This window comes from Nitrococcus mobilis Nb-231 (assembly GCF_000153205.1).
Classification (GTDB): domain Bacteria; phylum Pseudomonadota; class Gammaproteobacteria; order Nitrococcales; family Nitrococcaceae; genus Nitrococcus; species Nitrococcus mobilis.
On record NZ_CH672427.1, the window covers coordinates 571240 to 589115 of the forward strand.

The 17876-nt window shown below is 55.5% G+C and carries 19 protein-coding genes; 2 read left to right on the forward strand and 17 right to left on the reverse strand.

Annotated features, from left to right (window positions below):
* Positions 1-260: 260 nt before the first annotated feature.
* Genes NB231_RS20215 through NB231_RS02650 form a run of 3 tightly spaced genes read right to left on the reverse strand, consistent with a single transcriptional unit; the run spans position 261 to position 1188 of the window.
* On the reverse strand, positions 261-482 hold the full coding sequence (locus tag NB231_RS20215) for a zinc ribbon domain-containing protein (RefSeq protein WP_084766208.1): 222 nt from the start codon (positions 480-482) through the stop codon (positions 261-263).
* Complete coding sequence (locus tag NB231_RS02645; protein ID WP_004999523.1) at positions 479-910, reverse strand: type II toxin-antitoxin system VapC family toxin; 432 nt, start codon at positions 908-910, stop codon at positions 479-481. The genes NB231_RS20215 and NB231_RS02645 overlap by 4 nt, the downstream gene beginning before the upstream one ends.
* On the reverse strand, positions 907-1188 hold the full coding sequence (locus NB231_RS02650; protein WP_004999526.1) for a type II toxin-antitoxin system Phd/YefM family antitoxin: 282 nt from the start codon (positions 1186-1188) through the stop codon (positions 907-909). The genes NB231_RS02645 and NB231_RS02650 overlap by 4 nt, the downstream gene beginning before the upstream one ends.
* 195 nt (positions 1189-1383) lie before the next feature.
* Between NB231_RS02650 and NB231_RS02655 the strand changes: the two genes are divergently transcribed.
* Positions 1384-1566 carry a type II toxin-antitoxin system HicA family toxin gene (locus NB231_RS02655; protein WP_004999529.1) on the forward strand — a complete coding sequence of 61 codons (183 nt, stop codon included), beginning with the start codon at positions 1384-1386 and terminating at the stop codon, positions 1564-1566.
* 98 nt (positions 1567-1664) lie between these two features.
* Here NB231_RS02655 and NB231_RS02660 read toward each other — a convergent pair whose 3' ends face one another.
* Positions 1665-2777: an RNA-guided endonuclease InsQ/TnpB family protein gene (locus NB231_RS02660; RefSeq protein WP_004999530.1), complete on the reverse strand. Its 1113-nt coding sequence runs from the start codon at positions 2775-2777 to the stop codon at positions 1665-1667.
* An 89-nt stretch (positions 2778-2866) separates the two neighbouring features.
* Between NB231_RS02660 and NB231_RS02665 the strand changes: the two genes are divergently transcribed.
* Positions 2867-3226 carry a type II toxin-antitoxin system HicB family antitoxin gene (locus tag NB231_RS02665; RefSeq protein WP_004999533.1) on the forward strand — a complete coding sequence of 120 codons (360 nt, stop codon included), beginning with the start codon at positions 2867-2869 and terminating at the stop codon, positions 3224-3226.
* Here NB231_RS02665 and NB231_RS02670 read toward each other — a convergent pair.
* The 13 genes from NB231_RS02670 to NB231_RS02730 form a co-directional block, all read right to left on the reverse strand.
* On the reverse strand, positions 3223-3687 hold the full coding sequence (locus NB231_RS02670) for a GDP-mannose mannosyl hydrolase (protein ID WP_004999534.1): 465 nt from the start codon (positions 3685-3687) through the stop codon (positions 3223-3225). The genes NB231_RS02665 and NB231_RS02670 overlap by 4 nt on opposite strands.
* Positions 3623-4729, reverse strand: a complete 1107-nt coding sequence (fcl, locus tag NB231_RS02675; protein WP_004999536.1) for a GDP-L-fucose synthase — start codon at positions 4727-4729, stop codon at positions 3623-3625. The genes NB231_RS02670 and fcl overlap by 65 nt, the downstream gene beginning before the upstream one ends.
* Positions 4730-4731: 2 nt before the next feature.
* A complete protein-coding gene (gmd, locus tag NB231_RS02680; protein ID WP_004999537.1) occupies positions 4732-5853 on the reverse strand; it encodes a GDP-mannose 4,6-dehydratase in 1122 nt (373 codons plus the stop codon).
* A 140-nt stretch (positions 5854-5993) separates the two neighbouring features.
* Positions 5994-6800 carry a class I SAM-dependent methyltransferase gene (locus tag NB231_RS16595; protein WP_198007219.1) on the reverse strand — a complete coding sequence of 269 codons (807 nt, stop codon included), beginning with the start codon at positions 6798-6800 and terminating at the stop codon, positions 5994-5996.
* Positions 6801-6969: 169 nt separating this feature from the next.
* Positions 6970-9837: a 6-hydroxymethylpterin diphosphokinase MptE-like protein gene (locus tag NB231_RS02690; RefSeq protein WP_232210369.1), complete on the reverse strand. Its 2868-nt coding sequence runs from the start codon at positions 9835-9837 to the stop codon at positions 6970-6972.
* Positions 9838-10089: 252 nt separating this feature from the next.
* Positions 10090-10860 carry an SDR family NAD(P)-dependent oxidoreductase gene (locus NB231_RS02695; RefSeq protein ID WP_004999543.1) on the reverse strand — a complete coding sequence of 257 codons (771 nt, stop codon included), beginning with the start codon at positions 10858-10860 and terminating at the stop codon, positions 10090-10092.
* 1 nt (position 10861) lies between these two features.
* Positions 10862-11791: a phosphoglycerate dehydrogenase gene (locus tag NB231_RS02700; RefSeq protein WP_004999546.1), complete on the reverse strand. Its 930-nt coding sequence runs from the start codon at positions 11789-11791 to the stop codon at positions 10862-10864.
* Complete coding sequence (locus NB231_RS02705; RefSeq protein ID WP_004999549.1) at positions 11788-12453, reverse strand: acylneuraminate cytidylyltransferase family protein; 666 nt, start codon at positions 12451-12453, stop codon at positions 11788-11790. Before NB231_RS02705 ends, NB231_RS02700 begins: the two co-directional genes overlap by 4 nt.
* Positions 12440-13390 carry a glycosyltransferase gene (locus NB231_RS02710; RefSeq protein ID WP_004999557.1) on the reverse strand — a complete coding sequence of 317 codons (951 nt, stop codon included), beginning with the start codon at positions 13388-13390 and terminating at the stop codon, positions 12440-12442. The genes NB231_RS02705 and NB231_RS02710 overlap by 14 nt, the downstream gene beginning before the upstream one ends.
* Before the next feature lie 13 nt (positions 13391-13403).
* Positions 13404-14213, reverse strand: a complete 810-nt coding sequence (locus NB231_RS02715) for an MBL fold metallo-hydrolase (protein WP_084766210.1) — start codon at positions 14211-14213, stop codon at positions 13404-13406.
* Positions 14158-14841 carry a 6-hydroxymethylpterin diphosphokinase MptE-like protein gene (locus NB231_RS02720; RefSeq protein WP_040661644.1) on the reverse strand — a complete coding sequence of 228 codons (684 nt, stop codon included), beginning with the start codon at positions 14839-14841 and terminating at the stop codon, positions 14158-14160. Before NB231_RS02720 ends, NB231_RS02715 begins: the two co-directional genes overlap by 56 nt.
* Before the next feature lie 10 nt (positions 14842-14851).
* A complete protein-coding gene (locus tag NB231_RS02725; protein WP_156776876.1) occupies positions 14852-16492 on the reverse strand; it encodes an O-methyltransferase in 1641 nt (546 codons plus the stop codon).
* Positions 16493-16498: 6 nt separating this feature from the next.
* Positions 16499-17872 (reverse strand): hypothetical protein, encoded by a 1374-nt coding sequence (locus tag NB231_RS02730; protein WP_004999567.1) that lies wholly within the window; start codon positions 17870-17872, stop codon positions 16499-16501.
* Positions 17873-17876 lie beyond the last annotated feature (4 nt).

The window sequence follows — 17876 nt, forward strand, 5'->3', positions numbered from 1 at the left end:
CACCCCGTCACCTGTCACCTGTCACCTGTCACCTGTCACCTGTCACCTGTCACCTGTCACCTGTCACCTGTCACCTGTCACCTGTCACCTGTCACCTGTCACCTGTCACCTGTCACCTGTCACCTGTCACCTGTCACCTGTCACCTGTCACCTGTCACCTGTCACCTGTCACCTGTCACCTGTCACCCAGAGCCTTCTTCACTCGGACCCTAGCGTAAATTGCCATCGCCATCCGTTGCCAACGTCTCACTTCCCGGTGCTCATGCCGTCGTCCTCGTCGTTTTTGTCCCTGTCTCGCGAGCGCCAGGTGCGCTGCTCGACGGAACCGGCGAGGCCGGAGACTCGTTCCCGCGCACGGGAGCCAGCACCTTGGCTCGGGCGAGGATATTCCGGGCTGCGTTTCCATCCCGATCGTGCGACTCACCACAGTCAGCACAAATCCACGCCCTTACAACGAGCTGCCTTAGCCGCTTGTGGATCATCTTTGTTCGAGTCCCGTCATCCCCAGCGTGCAGGCAGCGCTGACGAGCCGAACATCGAAGGCGGCTAGCTGAAAGTTGTCGGGCGCCTGCCGCCAGACCCTTTCAGCGGCGGCTAGGTGTACGCTGTCGAAGCCGCGCAGTCTAAAACCTTCAGCGAGTTTACCGGCGCGCCGAACCAGTGGCTCGTCGATAAACAGAACTTGTAGCGCATTCCAGTCTGCCTCAAAGCAATCCTTTTGATGAGTCCACTCAGCGTCCGTCAGACGCTGCATACGTACCGCCTGCGCGAAGGCGGCGCACATTTCGGCATAAGTGATGACATGCGTGCAGACTGCGACAGCTGCGTCGACGAGCTGTCGAGTGGCTTTCGAACCTTCTTCTTCCAGATAGAGTTTCAAAAAGGCGGAGGTGTCGAGGTAAACGATCATTCACCGCGTACCCAATTGACGACTTCCTCCGTGGTGCCTGCCGGTACAGACGCCGGCTGGTCGGCCCCTCGGACTTTTTGCCCGTTGCCGGGCCGAATCCCGGGCAAAGCCATCAATCGAGCCAGCGCCTCATCGTCCGTCGGGCGCGTTGCGGGGCGCGGGGGCAACAGCCGCGCGACTGGGCGTCCGCGTGAAGCGATTGTAATCTCCTCTCCGGCCTGCGTCCGCCGCAGGTATTCGGACAAGCGGTTCTTCAATTCCCGAACTGATACTTCCACCGATAGCTCCTGTAGCCACTTATTGAAGCAATGTAGCCACGAACAGCAGGGCAATCAAGAAGTTCGCCTTCCAAGCCACTTCTATCCTCTAGTACCGAGTACCTTGCTCAGTGATACCACATACAATATCATTTTATTATAAGTAGGGCTGTGAAGACGGTCGAACGGATGCGCGCCAATCCAAGAGATTGGCGAATGGAGTCATTGGAGGCGGTAGCGAGTCATTATGGCATTCGGGTCCGCAAGACTGGCGGCAGCCACTTCGTGTTCCTCCATCCGGATTCCGACGTGGCCGTCACCGTTCCATTCAAACGTCCGATTAAGCCCGTATACATTTCCCAGTTTCTCGCCCTGATAGGGGACCTCGGTGAGGAGTGATCTTGACATCCTCCCCGCCCTAAAGGACGGGGATTCCCAAGCCAGAGGCACTTGAGATGGTTCGCACTTCGCAGACAGTTGCCGAAAAGAGCCTAAGCTCAGTGCGGGCTTACACCGTCTCCATGCGCTGTAGCCGTGTGCCCCACGGCCAAAATGTTGCGCGCTGCGTTCTCGTCCCGGTCATGGGAGGCGCCGCATTCGCACGTCCATTGCCGGACGGACAATGGCATCGAGGATTGCAAGCAGCCGCACGCCGAGCACAGCTTGCTGCTCGGAAACCATCGGTCGATCTTGACCACGGTCTTGTCGTGCATTGCCGCTTTGGCTTCGATGGCCCGAATAGCGCTACCGATAGCGGCATCACTCAGGCTGCGGGCAAGGCTGTGGTTTTTGACCATGCCGCGCAGGTTCAGGTCTTCGACTGCGATCGTGTCGAAACGGGTAACAAGGCTCCACGCCAGCTTGTTGATGGTGTCCTTGCGAAAATTGGTAACTTTCTCGTGCAGGCGCGCGAGCTTTCTCTTACAGCGCCACCGTCGGTTGCTGCCTTTTTGCTTACGCGCCAAGTCTTTCTGAATGCGCGCCATGCGGCGTCGATAGCGGTTCAGGTACTTCGGGTTGGCGACGCGATCTCCATTAGAGAGCGTAGCAAGCCGGCTGATGCCGAAATCGACACCGACGGATTCCCCTGTTTGCGGCAACGGCGCGGGCTGCACGTCCACCACGAGCGAGACGAAGTACCGACCCGAGGGCATGCGAATCAGGGTAGCGCTCGTAGGGTTCACCGGAACGTGTTTAGACCACTTCACCTTAAGCCGGCCCAATTTGGCAATTATCAGGCGCTGATTGCCGACCTCGAACTTAAAAGCCGAGCGCGTGTATTCCGCCGTCTGCCGACCCTCTTTCTTTTTGAACGATGGGTAGCCCGCTCGCTTATCGAAAAAGTTGCGGAACGCGGTTTGCAGGTGCCGCAGCGCTTGCTGCGTCGGAACGCTGGAGACTTCATTCAACCAAAGGTAATCGGGGTCACGCTTGAGTCTACTCAGGCCAGCGCTGGACTGGTTGTAGTTCATGCGATCGCCACGCTGGAACGCCGCTGTGCGCTCAGCAAGGAAACGGTTGTACACAAACCGCGCACAGCCGAACGTTCGCGCAAGGATTCGTTCTTGCTCAGACGTTGGATAGCAGCGAAAACTCCAGCGCAATTTCATGCTTACATTTTAATACACTTTCTTGTAAGCAACGGGAGGCGCGCTTTCCTCCCCGGCCTAAACGCCGGGGTTTCCAGCGCGAATATTCGATGAGTAGGCTGTTCGATTATCCATTTGAGATGCGTCCGCTTTCCGAGGAAGAGGGAGGCGGCTGGCTGATTTCGTTCCCCGACCTTCCGGGCTGTGCGTCCGACGGTGAAACACCGGAGGAAGCGATTATCAACGGGCGCGATGCGCTCGAAGCGTGGATTGCGGCCATGAAGGAGTCGGGGCGGGAAATCCCGAAGCCGGACGGGGCGCCGAGCGGTAAATTCATCGTCCGCGTTCCGCGAAGCATTCACGCTCGTTTATCGGCTCGTGCCAGACAGGAAGGCGTGAGTATGAATTCCCTAGTATCCGCGTTCCTAGCTGAAAGCCTGGGGCGCCGGGAAGGACGAGGCGAGCGCTAAATATCCGAGACGCTCAGAGCGGAACCATACGCTTGTGCGGCATCCCATTTGCCGCATCCTCGCCGGACGCCGCGCAAGCTTTGCAGATAGGCGCGACTATTTGAATGCACGCGCTCGTCGGCGAGCAGCTCCGCCTGCGGCCACCAACGGTAATCGCGGTGCTGATCGGTCGGTAACTCGCTCAGATCGGGATCGAGCTTCAGGTGATAGGCAAGCACCACGTAATGCGTATCCAGCCCATCGCCGAATACGCTGTCGTCGTAGAAATGCTCATGCACCCCAAGCGCGGCGGCCGTATCCCGCTGCAACTCGACCCCGAGCTCGACGTTCGTCAACCGTGCGAACGCAGCATTCAAGGACTCATTTTTCAGTATTCGACCGCCCGACACGAACCAGTCACCCTGCGCCGGTCGATTGTTCCGCAGCCCGAGCAGAATCTCGCCGTGCCGATTCTCGACCACCAGATCGATCGACACCAGCGGGGTCGATGCGACAACCGTGCGGAAGATCTCCCCATGAAGTTGCACTGCGCCCCCTGAAGCGGTCATGGTTTTCCACAAACCAGCGATAGGCATCCCGCAACCCGTCCTCCAGCCCAATCGAGGCTTGCCAGCCCAGAGAGCTCAGTCGCGTCACGTCCAACAGCTTGCGCGGCGTGCCATCCAGTTTGGTGGCGTCGAACACCAATCGTCCATTGAAACCGGTCACGCTCGCAACGGTTTCGGCGAGTTCACGGATGGTGCAATCGGTGCCGGTGCCGACGTTAATATGCGAGCGCATCGGCTGCGTGTGGGCCTGATAGACAGCCTCGTCCAGCTCCATTACATGCACGCTGGCCGCCGCCATATCGTCCACATGCAGAAACTCTCGCCGCGGCGTTCCGCTGCCCCAGATCGCGACCTCCTCCGCCTGCACCTGCACAGCCTCGTGAAAGCGGCGCAAAAGTGCCGGAATTACATGGCTGTTCTCGGGGTGAAAGTTGTCGTTCGGACCATAGAGATTCGTCGGCATGACACTGCGGTAATCGCGGCCATACTGTCGGCTATAGCTCTCGCAGAGCTTGATGCCGGCGATCTTGGCAAGCGCATACGGCTCGTTGGTCGGCTCCAGCACGCCGGTAAGCAGTGCCGCCTCCTTCATCGGCTGCTCGGTGAGCTTCGGATAGATGCAGGATGAGCCGAGGAACAGCAGCTTTTGTACGCCGGTGACATGCGCGGCATGAACCACATTGGCCTCGATCATCAGATTCTCGTAGATGAACTCGGCCGGATAGATATTGTTCGCATGGATTCCGCCCACTTTGGCGGCGGCGAGATACATTTGATCGATGGCATGCACGCCGAAGAACCGCTGGACATCGGCCTGCGAGCGCAGATCCACCTCGTCCCGACCCGCCGTGAGAATATTGTTATAGCCAAGCGCCCGTAACCGACGAACGATGGCAGAGCCCACCATCCCGCCATGGCCGGCGACCAGAACGACATCATCAAGCTTGCGGACCATGTTCAGTTCTCCACCGCAATCGGCAATTTAAAACCATGCTCCTTCAGCAGCGCGTGACGCTTTGCTTCGTGCAAATCGGCCGCCACCATCTCCACGCATAGCTCCTGCACAGTGATCTCCGGCTCCCAGCCCAGCTTCTGCTTCGCCTTGGTCGGATCGCCCAACAGCGTTTCTACTTCCGCCGGCCGGAAGTAACGTAGATCCACCCGAACGATCACATCCCCAACCTTCAGCGCCGGTGCATTGTCGCCGACGATACCGGCAACGATGGCCCGCTCATTTACGCCTTCGCCTTCAAACAGTAGCGTGATACCCAGCTCCGCCGCCGCCATACGGATAAAATCCCGTACCGAGTGCTGAATACCGGTGGCAATGACAAAATCGTCCGGCTGCTCCTGCTGCAACATCAGCCACTGGGCATACGCGTAGTCTTTGGCATGCCCCCAATCGCGCTGCGCATCCATATTGCCGATAAAAAGACAGCTCTCCAGCCCCTGGGCGATGTTCGCCAATCCACGCGTAATCTTTCGTGTCACGAACGTCTCGCCGCGCCGAGGTGACTCGTGGTTGAACAAGATCCCGTTGCAGGCATACATCCCGTAGGCCTCACGGTAGTTCACAGTAATCCAGTAGGCGTAGAGCTTGGCAATCGCATAAGGGCTCCGGGGATGAAACGGCGTGGTTTCCGTCTGCGGCGTCTCTTGCGCCAGGCCATACAGCTCTGAGGTTGATGCCTGGTAGAAACGTGTTGACTTATCGAGGCCGAGCAAGCGAATCGCCTCGAGCAAGCGCAGCGTACCAATCGCATCAACGTCAGCCGTGTACTCCGGCGCCTCGAAGCTAACCGCCACGTGACTTTGCGCGCCCAAGTTGTACACCTCGTCCGGCTGCACCTGCTGCAGGATACGGGTGAGATTGGAAGAATCGGCCAGGTCCCCATAGTGCAAGATGAAGCGCTGCTCTTCGACGTGCGGGTCCTGATAGATGTGATCCACCCGCTGAGTATTGAACAGCGAGGTACGGCGCTTGATGCCATGCACCTCATAACCTTTCTCAAGAAGAAGCTCGGCCAGATACGAACCATCCTGCCCAGTGACGCCGGTAACTAACGCCTTTTTTAACATCCAAAGTCCACCCTCGCCTGGAATGAGGCAACTCACCAATGCCACGCGAAGTCGCACGGCGCATCTAAACTTTTTTCAAGCACATGGCATCAAAATCCGAATGATGCTTGGAATTATCGCACGCGAACTGAAGACTGGAGTTATTCTAAGTAGAGCATCGCGTAAGTGAGCCCATAAGATACGAAATTAGGTTTGAATCCCGTCCTTTCTATAAATTCTTTGAATGCTCTGAGCTCGTGATCGCGAAAACCGCGGTACCCAATCAGTTCATCAAAGACAATCCAGGTTCCAGGCCTGATAACGGGCTCAAACACAGTTAAGATTGTTCTTGTTGATGAATAGATATCACAATCTACACGAAGAAGAGAGATAGGCTTGTCGCGATTAGCAGCGAGCCACAGCGGCAGCGTCTCGTCGAACCAGCCCTTATACAATTTCACGTTGGCAGGCATATCAGGAATAATACCCTTCATGTCGCCGAATGTTCCCTTTAATGCATGCGACCAATCAACCGGAAGGCCCTCAAAGGAATCGAAGCCGTGGATTGTCCTGCTTGGGAAAATCTTCGCAAGATTACGGGTACTGCTCCCTTTGTACACTCCGAGATCAAGAATGTGACCATCGAGCCTCATAATGTCTTCGCTTCTGGATGCGATGACTGCCATTTGATTTAGTTCGAACAGCGCGTGAGGCATCGCTTCATCGATGAAGTCATACGTGTTCGCAGCCGCCCTACGATTGCGCTCAGAGAGCATCGCGATAAACCTGTGGTTGCCGGCGAAGAAGCGCTGTAGACTTGCATTCGCTTGCGGACTGCACAGGTCGTTCACGAGAGCGTTCATGTCAATCTTCATCCTAGGCTTCTCTCGATCCCCATTCAGGCGGTGGATCTCCCTGATCACTTCTCTTGTTATAAAAGCTATGAAGCGGCTGACAAGATGTTTCATGGAATTTCTCGATAGGAGGGACATGCCCATCCAGTTAAGCACCATCAGATCGGCCAGGCTCGACTGGAACCAAACTTGTGTGTAAAGGAATGGGACAGGTCCACAGATCATTTGGTCGTGGCCAGAGCGCAAACTGAACCCGGAATTCATGTTACAAGGGCAAAATGGATCAACGCGATCTCAGGTGGAGCCTTGCCCTTTCAGCTAGATTTCTATACATCGTCAGGCCGCGTTCCTTAAACAAACGATCGCACATGATCGCGCAATCGTAGTATTTTCCCGAGGCAAACAACTTGTTCGCAACTGCTATGGAATCCCCCCCATTAATCTTCCTTTCCGATTCCAGTGCTACATTCGGGGCGCCCAGAGTAGGAGGGTAACAAAGAATCGGCGACTTGCCGTGAAGGCGAGCGTCACTTCCCCGGAACAAGCTGTTAAACGCAACTCGTTTGAATATATCTAGATAGCCACCGAACGTGGCATTGTATATCCTTCGGCCGACACACTCGTAGACGAGTTTTGCCAAACGATAATTCATTGCGACTCTATCAAGTTTGGGATCCTTCCATGTTTTCCCCTTGCCAAAGTAGTCCTTGTGGAAGTGATTGGGGTCATCGGTGTCCGAAAGCAGAACATCCCCGGTACGCTTATGGCTCTCGGGAATCCTGTAACTGAAGTCCATGCCGATCAAGTATACCTCCTCGAAACCCATGAAGTAGGCGAGTTGCAGATTGATGTACGTGACGGACTGACCACAATACAACACATCTGTAGCATCCGTAGAAAATCTCGGGACAACGTAGTTCGGCGAGGATTTCTCGTAAAAGCTACGATTCATTCTGAAAAAGAACGTATTCGGCCGCTTCGGGTGCAAGTTCTTATAAATAGTAGGAAAGAATTTGAACGGCGCATTGTATTTTTTGATTTCCTCGATGTTCTCCTTCATCACCGAGCTGTCTTCTACGACGTAGAAGAACGGGACGAATCCAGTTTCGCGAGTCTTGTAATAGAAAGAATTGACTCCGAACGTGTATTCGTCCTTCAGCAAAGAAAGATCGTGCTTATTCAAGGAGGGACCATTGCCGATGATGAAGCAACGCTTGCCCTTGTAGGCATTGTAGAAACTCGCCAACTCGTCACTGTCGGGTGCCGGCGCTGCCTTGTAAATTTCCTTTTCCTTGTACTCACGGAGAGAAATGAAGTCCGGCGGGTAAATGACATTGGAGCCTGAGGCAGCTACGCCCCGCGTTCTTGACCCATTGGCAGGCAGCGGCTTCCCCCGTCTGTACAAATTCAGATCAGCAAACCCATCCGCTCTGGAGCGCATCATCTGCAGCGTTTTTTGCGGCCCCACGTGACTGCAAGCCTTATGTATGAAATCAAACGGCTCGAGCGACGGTTCGTACTTGCAGCCATAATTTTCAACTAGGTGCGCGTAGATCTCCTTGAAGCGGCTCCTGCCTTCGGAATCGCGCGGATGATAGAGGTGGACGTAGGTGACCGGCGCAAGCCTAATTCGGTCATGCGGAAGATGATTGAACAAGGTCACGTCAAGCGCCCTGTCTTCGCAACCGTACCCCACGTACTGCTCAAACCCCTTCAGAGCCAGGTACACGTCCCGGTTGGCAATCAGAATGCCGCCAGCCACGGTGACGGGGTTCTTGATCCTCGCTGCGTCAGTGAGGTGACCTAGCCCGTAGGTCTCGTAGATGTGTGAGGCCTCTGCTTCACTGGTGTAATAGATGTTCTGGTATGGGGAAACCGCGTCGTACTTCGCGTGGCAATCCATGATCTCGCGTACAAAGTTCGCCCCGGTTAGCACGTCGGTGTCCATCAAGGCCACAATTTTCGATTCGGCACAGAAATGCTGCACGGCCACGTTGTATCCCCAACCGCGGTTGTATTCCCCCGGGTTATATATAAACTCATGTCGGACGTGCTTGCCCATCTTCAGCTTTGCTAGATCAAACCTGGAACAAATGTCCTGCTCGACAAGCAGCACATCAAACAAGCCCGAATAGTGGTATTCAAGCCAGTCCAGCACGAACATTAGGTTGCGCTCGCGGATCTCATCGCCAGGACGCAGCCTGAAGCCGATGATTAATGTAGCAAGATACTTATCGGCCTTCACGGCGGCCAGTAGCTTCCGCTGCTTGGCCCCGATGAACCGCTCCAATGGCGCCAACGCGCTGAATGATGTGGCCAGGCCTTTCCCGAATTCCAACAGGCCTGTTATGGCGGCATTCAGTTTTGCGTTGGCATCTGACCAGGAGACATTCGTTGCCGGCACTTCGGCAGCTTGCATATCCAAAGCGCGCATAATTTCCTCGTATATGTAATCGCTTCCTGCCCGCGTCACATGAATGTTGTCACACGTGTATGCTTTCACCTCATCTTTCGACCATTTTCTGAGGTCGATCACTTTCGCCACGCCGGAAAGCGCATCCGTGAACAGGTCCGAATACGCATGGGTCAACGAAATGTTCTCGGGCCGCCCTTTCTTGAAATCGCCCTCCCAGCCCGGAACGAAGCGGTTGGCATTGATGTAGATCAGATTCGGAATACGGAACAACCTACTCAACAAGTCATGAGCCATTTCCAGGTCATACATGTTGCAGGTCTTCTCCCCTGCATACACCGTTTCGAACAGTGCAGCAAAGTGGGCGCGCATTCTTTCCGCACCAAACACGCTATCAAAGATGCGCTTCTTGTTGTTCACGACCTTCTTCGAGTAATCGCGCGTGTTGAGCCCCACCCCATCCAAATTGGATATTTTGCGATTGTCATACAAATCGTTGACGGCGCTGCTAACGGGACGGGGCGACCAATCCACGATACCTGTCCAGAGGATAATGGCGTCATACGATTTAAGCTTTTCAGCGTCAAACATCTCTAGGAAATCGAGCGTGGTCGTCCATTTCATCGGGCACAGGAACATATCCACATCCAAGCGCGCGTCTTGCTGAAGCCGCTCACCGAAAATCAAGTGATCCTGGCCCGTGGGCTTATGCTGGCCACGGCTGTCCGTAAACAGCAATATCTTCTTGCGCTTAAAAGCTCGCACGGAAGCAGACTCCGATGCCTCGCTTGGCCCAAACTTCCCCTTAAAGGGGGGTAGCAGAAATCTGTTTCTTCTCGTCATAATAAAAAACGAATTCACCCCAAGGAAAACTTGGTCTTTCAACGTTTCAAAATCAATTTTATTGAGAGAGGCTCGTTCTCTAAAATGAAACAACGATGGCCGCGATGAATATCGTGAAGCTCTAATGCGCTTTTCACAGCTCCCTCGTCAGCCAGAATCCTCGCACGACACATATAGCGTGCGAGGGTCGTGGAGTTGGGCGCCAATACCGCCATCGAAGCGCACGATGCTACCGTTCGCGAAACCGTCTTCTAGCTGAGTGATCGCGACTGCCAGTCGTGCCAGCCCATCTGTGCTGCCGACGCAACGAGACGGATGGCAATATTTGAGTAATTCGTATCCAGCAGGGTTTCCGTTGAACCCTGCCAGCAACATTGGGGTATCAATCGCTGCGGGCTCAATCGCGTTAACGCGCACACGGCTGCCCAGTTCAATCGCCATTGCACGGGTCATCCCGCTAAGCGCCGCCTTGCTTGTGGCGTAGGCGACAAATTCCGGTTTGGTCAGCCGTGCGTGGATACTGCTTATGTTAAGCACGCAACCCTTGGCCTCTTCGAGTTCAGGTAGCAAAGCCTGTGCCCAGAGGAAAGGGGCCAACAAGTTGACATCGAGGGTGCGGTGCCAAGCGTCGCGGTTCAGGCCCTCGACCTTGCCGAGAATTTGCACGGCGGCGTTGTTGATTAGTGCGTCAAATGGTTGCCCGTCGAGAGTGGTACGGATGGTTGAGAAGATCTCTTCCGCGTAGGTGGGCTCGGCTACTGTGCGGGCCAGGTCGCACTGGATGTAATGCGCGGTCGGAAGGCGTTCCGGTTTGGCTGCCAGGTCCACGCCGATGACTGGATAACCGGCTTCGGCGAAAGCGCGCACCAGAGCCTGTCCAATACCGCCTGCCGCCCCTGTTACGATCACATAACCCATGTCAGTTCTCCAGGAAGCCGAACAGGCGCTCCATGGCCTGTTGGCTGGCGCGGCGCACGGCATCACGAGTGTTCGATCCGTTGTGGGAGCCGAAGATGCATTGCGGCATGCCGCGCAACGGGGAGTCCACCGACAATGGCTCGGCCTCGAACACGTCCAGTGCGGCGGCAGCAACATTGCCCGACTCCAAGGCTGCAATAAGTGCCGGTTCGTCGATGAGTGGGCCACGGGCGACGTTGACCACCTGCACGCCAGGCTTGACCTTGGCTAGAATCTCAGCGCTGAGCATGTGGTGGTTGTGGGTATTGAGGGAACAGCTGAACACGATGAAGTCGGCTTCCTCGATACGTTCTGGCCATGCCGCACGCTCGACGCCGGCGATGCCTCCCTCATCACTGTTGCCTGGGTCATAGGCAATGATAGGCATGTCAAACGCAGTCAGACGTTTGGCTACATTGCGGCCGATGTCGCCGAAGCCGACCAGTGCTACATGCTTACCAGCCAGACTCATGCCGGCGGGTTTTGGCCACTCGCCGTTGCGAATACCGCGGTCGATCAGAAAAAGTTGCCGGGCTAGGCCGATGACATAGCCCACCGCCACGTCGGCGACTTCGCCGCCGAACATGTTGGGCGTGTTAGTAATGGGAATACCTAAGTCCTTGCAGGCAGCAAAGTCGACGTTGTCGACTCCGATGCCCCATTTGACGGCGGCCTTGAGACCACCGGCCTTGCCGGCCTCAAAGACGCGGCGTGTCGCTGGATCGTCGCCGATGATCCAGCCGTCGTACTGAGGAACGAGCTCGATCAACTCTTCAACGGAGAGAGTCTGCGTCACCTTCGCAGACACCAGTTCAAAACCCAGACGGGCGGCCTCTGGAATGAACTCATCAATCATCCCGAGCATGGGCGGGCAGGTAACAAGGATCTTCACGCGGCCACTTCCTTCTCTTGGAGGAACTGCGCGGCAACAACCGCTAGATCCCAGTCTTCCGGTGTGTCGATGTCGATCGACTCGAACTGCGGACTCTCGTACATCATCGGCCGCTCGCCGATACGTGCATTCGTTGCAGCGACACTGGCACGCGTGAAGATGTAAAGGTTAGAGTTTTCCTCGTACCAAGGTTCGAGATCCTGCGTCCGCACGAGGTTGGCCGGGTCGTGGTTCACTGGGCTGCCGTCGGCACGATAAAAGCGGGTTTGCACCTTATCAACCGTGAACAGCGAGTCGGCCGTACCAAGCGACTGCGCCTGGCGAAACGCTGCCACCGCCTTGCGGATAGTATCAGCGCTCATCAGCGGATTCGTGGTGTGCGTCATGAGGTAAAGATCCGCCGGAACGTTCTGCACGTCATCCGCGATAATCTTGTTCATGCTAACCAAATCACCGCAGATCTCAGGACTGCGATCGCGGATCACGACCCGGTCGGACTCCACCAAACCATTTTCTACGAGAATGTGGCGTGCGTCTGTATTGATTAAGACTTGGTCTACCTCCCTCACCTCAAGAAGCGTATCCAAAATCCAACGAAATAAAGGTTTCCCACAAAAATAGCGGAAATTTTTCCCTCTAACGCGCTCGCTATTCGCTTTCATTGGCAGCAGCGCGACGATACGATTGGAAGCAGTCATTAAAATTGACCCGTTCAGAAATGGAAGGATAGAAATAAATTTCCTTCTGTTGACGTGAAAGTATGCGGCGCTCGTGGTTTCCTCGATATGCGCCCCAATACTGCATCACGCGGTACTTCACGATCTCGAGCCACGATGGCACGAATTGACCGTTCCGGAATGCGCTGTGCCAGTCCATCAGGATACTGCTGACGATGTACCGAACAATGTCACGCCTTGAGAGTTGCAGCTCCGGCATTATCGTTTGGAGTGCGATAGACTCCCGCTCGAAACGGGTTCGGACACTACTCCAGCTCTCCTGATGATGGTGGAATACACACGCATCGGCGACGTAGCCAATCTTGTGTCCCGCCTGAACTAGGCGCTTCGCGACATCTATGTCTTCCAGTCCTGTCAACTCTTCGTTGAATGGATACTGAAGCCATGCTCCACGCCCTAGGGCACTGTTGGCATTGTTGCAGTAAAAACCTTCTTGCGGTATAGCCGACACGGGCTGAAAATACTTAGCGAAGATTCGGCGCTCGCTATAGCAACTGCTATCATCGCCCACTTGGCGGCCATAGGCGTATGCAACCTTTCGATCGATAACCGGCTGGCACAGATTCTGTAGCCATTCTGGACCCGTAGGCACGCAGTGGCCGCTAATGAACACCAGAACGTCACCATGTGCCGCTTGGCAGCCAATGTTAAGAGAGCGCCCGAACGAAAATTTTTCCCGTGTAATGTGATAAATACGGCAGCCATGCCTCTGCGCGATCTCTAGGGTGCCATCTGTTGAACCAGAGTCGACTAGTACGACTTCCGATTCGTGCCCGTTCGCTTCCTGCCTCTTTACAGCCTTCAGCAGATCATCGAGGTAGCGAGCCTCATTCAGGGTTCGGATTATTATGCTGATTAACACAAGCAACCCCTAGCTAGAACAGTTCACAGGGTGACGAAAGTACGACACAACTTGCCTGTAATTTGTCGCGAATAAGCGTGATTTCCTCCGGATACGCGGTGTTGGCGGCGAACATATCCCAATGGCAAGGAAAGATTTTCGCTGCCCCAATTTCCTCGGCGAAAAGGAACGCCTCGCGCACCGACATATTTCCAATGATTCCGCGGCGCGCCCGGAAGAAGTTCTGCTCGTTGACGGGCAAGAAGGCGGTCTGGAATTGGCCCAGACCCTTTAAAGTATCGATAAGCTCCTGCACAACGCCGGTGTCGCCTGCAAAATAGGCAAGCTCGCCGGTTTCACCCTTCAATACATAGCCAACGCAAGCGAGACAACCTCGCGAATCGCGCTCAATGCATGGATGAGCGGCAGGCACCGCACAAAGTTCCAGCCCCGGAACCAGCCGTGTCCAATTTTCCTGTGCAAGCTGCAAACGCTCTTCCGGCAAACCCCACTCCCGTAGCCGATTGAGCACGGGAGTCGGTCCGACAAACCAAGCTTGAGACGAAGCCGCCGCAAGTGCTGGCAACGTGTGCGGATCGCAATGATCGATGTGTTCGTGTGTGATCAACACTACGTCTGCGTCCTGTATCTCGTGAGCCTCTACCGGCACGGGCACTTGCCTGACGAGATCGGGCACATCAAGAATGCGAACCGAGTCGGACAGATAAGGATCGATGTAGATCGTATGCGTCGCAGACGAGAGGCGAAATCCCGCCTGCCCGAGGAAATTAACTGAAAAAGAGGTCACGATAGCTGGCCTTTTCAAAAATTGTGCATGCGCCATTTACGGTCGCATCAATAATCCTACGGCCCACACGCTCGTACTCCTGGCGGGCGATGGTATAGGACTCTTCCGATTGAGCTAGGTCCGGATTGTCCCAAGTCTGCCCGTGCCCGAAATAATCCGGGGTGAAGTGGTTGCGGTCGGGCCCGTCTAGCCGTCGAGCTTCATTAGGGGCACCCGTGTACTCGAAACGGTGATCCAGGCCGATCAGGACAACCTCTTTAAATCCCAGGTAGTACGCAACTTGGAGCGCCACGTGAGTAACAGTCCCGCCTTCATGTGCGCCTTGAGCGAGATCGCGGCTGAATCGACGAGGCGGTTCCGTAGTATTGATGTGGTAGGTCAATGCGGATTCAGGCAAAAAGCTCGAACCGCGGTCGCTGATGAACTTAACGCAGTTGAGCGCTCGGATTTGTGATTCTGCCTGCCGTAGGACCTTTTTATTCACGGCGACGTAATAGCGCGGATAGAATCCGAATCGCAGGAAGCCGAGGAATATTTTATTGAGGCCGACAGCGATCTCTCGACGCAGGAAAGACAAATCCATGCTGTTTAGCGAAGGCCCGTTTGCAACCACAACGCAGCGTTCACCGAGATGTCTATTTTTCAAGAACGTGATTCGGGACATACTAACCAGCCTATTTCCGGCGGCGCAGGAGTGCCGCCCGGTTTCTTACGTCTACCAGTTCAAAGTCATTTTCCATAAGATACGGCATAGCCAAAGTACCTTTAGCGCACCAAAGACCATCATCGAGCCACGTGTCATCGATGCATATGACACCGAATGGCGAAAGTTTCCGTGCCACCGACTGCGCACAATCCAAGTGCATGCGATGGCATTCTGTCTCGTCAATTGGCGCACCCAAGAACTTGTTATAGCGGCTTTGTCTCCGCTCGCTATGCTTGCCGTGATCGAAGTCATAGGCGTCCAAGAACACGAAGTCCATGGGGCCGTCATACTCGCGAAGAAAGTTCTCTCCCTTGCACGTTACTGCCTTGTATTGGACCCCAAGTTTCTGGAACAGCTTTGCGGCCTCGCGGGCATTGTGGGGGTCCATGTCTACTGTGATGAAGTGAATTCCCGCTGCCTTGCAATGTTCAGCAAGCTTTCTTGTAGAACCCTGACCCGGAACGTTCTCTCTGGTCGTTCCAATCTCTATCAACACTGCCTGACGCTCTTCCAGTTGCTCCCGCAACCGCGGCATTTGCGACTTCAGGTACGCTAGCAGCAGTTCATGCCCGTGCTCACCTTGGGTCCGAACGCTAACCTGCGACTGTTCATAAGTGCTTTGCAGAGCAGTGCGCTCTTCTAGACTCAGGCGTGCATCCGACAACGACCGCTCCACCAAAAGGTCCAATGCCTCGGTGCGGCACCCCAGCTTGTTGAGCTTGCGCAAGAGCAGCAGGGCATTGTCATCATCGTCATTGCGGACAAAGTCACGTGCTGACATAAGGAAGTGCAACGCCGTAATGTTGTCGTTTCGCGCCAAAAAACGATCCGACAGCAGGCAGAAAAACTCGAATTTTCTCGGCTCTGTCAGCTGTCCCGAATCGAGCTGCTCGTCCACCAAGGCGTGTACATCATCGCCATTGACGCAACAGTCGACCAGTTCATCCATGCCTTGCTCCGGCGTCGAAACGGCGGGCGCTGCTTGGTTGCCGGTCTGCTGGCTAGCGTTGGCGCTTAAAGCTATGGCGCCGATACTCTGCTCGATGACTTTGCCAGCATGCGACAACAGGTCGAGACGGGTGATTTCACGTACTGTTCTGGCCTGACAGGCAAGTTTGGAATCGCCGCTGACACCGCCTACTGAGGAGCGAAAATGATCGAGGGCACGATTTTCTTCACCCGAGAGGGTTGCAGCACGCCCGAGCGTGTTGTACACCCCTGCCACTAATAACTGCGCGATCAGCTTTCTGTCGCAGCCCCAGCCAAAAGCCAATTGGACAAAATGGCGGGCGGCCACGTGGTTCTCCATCTGCTGCCAAGCACAAGCAACCAGTAGCGCAAGTTTGGCTCGATCTGGATGGTTTTTTAGAAGATCGCGGTCAAGCTGTACTAGGTTTTCCCAATCTCCGAACTGCCACTGCATTCGAGCCCGATCCAGCAATGATTCGTCATATGGATCGCTAATTACAGCTTCTGCCGCGGCACTTTCTGCAACAAGTGTTTCCTTCATTTCTGACAAAATATTAGCCGTGCTTTCAAATCCAGGACGCTGCCCTCCAGACGTGGCTACGATGAATTTATTTTTAGTGGATTTCCTTGGCTGTTTCATCGGAGGTTACAGACCAGGCTCTCGGAGAAGTACATCCTTGATCAATTCGATCTGTGCTTCTGCCTTGATTACCTCGCGGTTCAGTCGATCCTGCCGAACTTTTGTCTCTGAATGCTCGGACTCTAGTTGATCGATTCGTGCTTCCTGCTCTTGCTTCAGTTTGTTCACGCGGTCGAGTTCAGCCTTTCTCTCAGCGGCATACGTGTCGTACTCAGACTGGAGGCGGTTCGCCTGTTCCAGTCGCGCCTGTAAATCAGTCACTTGCTCAGCCTGTGCCTCACGCTCCTGCGCCAGTTTCTTAAGCAAACCATTCCGCTCGGCAACAAGCTTAGTCAGGTCATCACGCTCTTGGGTGAGCTGAGAAATCACGCTGCTCCGATCCGAAGCGAGCTTCGCCTCCTTGTCACGCGCCTGGCTTAGCGAGTCGATCTGCGCTTGCTGCTCCGTCACCAGCCTTTCGTGCGCTGTCTTTGCTTCCGTCAGCGCCTTGAGTGCCGCCTGCGACTCCGCCAGCTCCCTAGTTAGCCGCTCACGCTCCTGCCCCAGCCCGTGGACCCGGCTTTCGCGTTCAGCCGCGAGCGCGGTTTGTGCATCTCGCTCGGCGGAGACACGCTTCAGCTCAGCATTTAGTGTCTCCTCAGCGGTAGCGCGGGATTCGAGCTTTGCGCCCAGATCGGCGACCTGACCACGAAGCTGCGTGTTCTCCCGTTGCACGTCGTCTCGCCGCAGTAGCGAAACTGGCCAATCCAGGTCGATATCGAGGGAGCCATCCAGTCGATAGCAGTGCGTATGCAGCCGTTCGATAGCGGTGCCTGCGGTATTACCGCCTTGGTAGCGAGTCGCTCCACAACTGCGGATCGCGACCCATTCGAAAGCATGCAGTTGGTGTTCCGGGAGCTGCGCCAGCAGGGCATCCTCCAGGCCCGGCACATCCAGGAACAGCAGATTCCGCTCGGCGAGGTTTAGAACCGCATGCTCTAACAGCTCTTGCAGCGATGTCGCTTGTACCCGCTCACGACCTATCACCCTGAGACGGGGATACAAGGTGTGGAGCTCACCGGGCGGTAGTACGCCGTTCAGCGCTGGCAGGTTGTACCGGTGCCACATGACGCGGTCCGCCAGAGGAGCAACGACCTGCTCGACCACCTCAACGCCGTCGCGGTCGTAAACGGCCGCTCGCAGCTCCTCCGCAGATTCGGCGTCGCCTTCTACGAGTAGGAGGCGATCGAAGCCGAGCCGTTGATAGTCGTACAGGTCGGCGTCCGCGCCGGCACCGATGTGGATGATGGTGTTGAAACCCGCGCCGGTCAGCTCGGCGATGCGCTTGAAGGGCCGGCCCATAGCCGTGTCGATGTCTTGTTTGGAGAGCATGGCTTGCATAGCG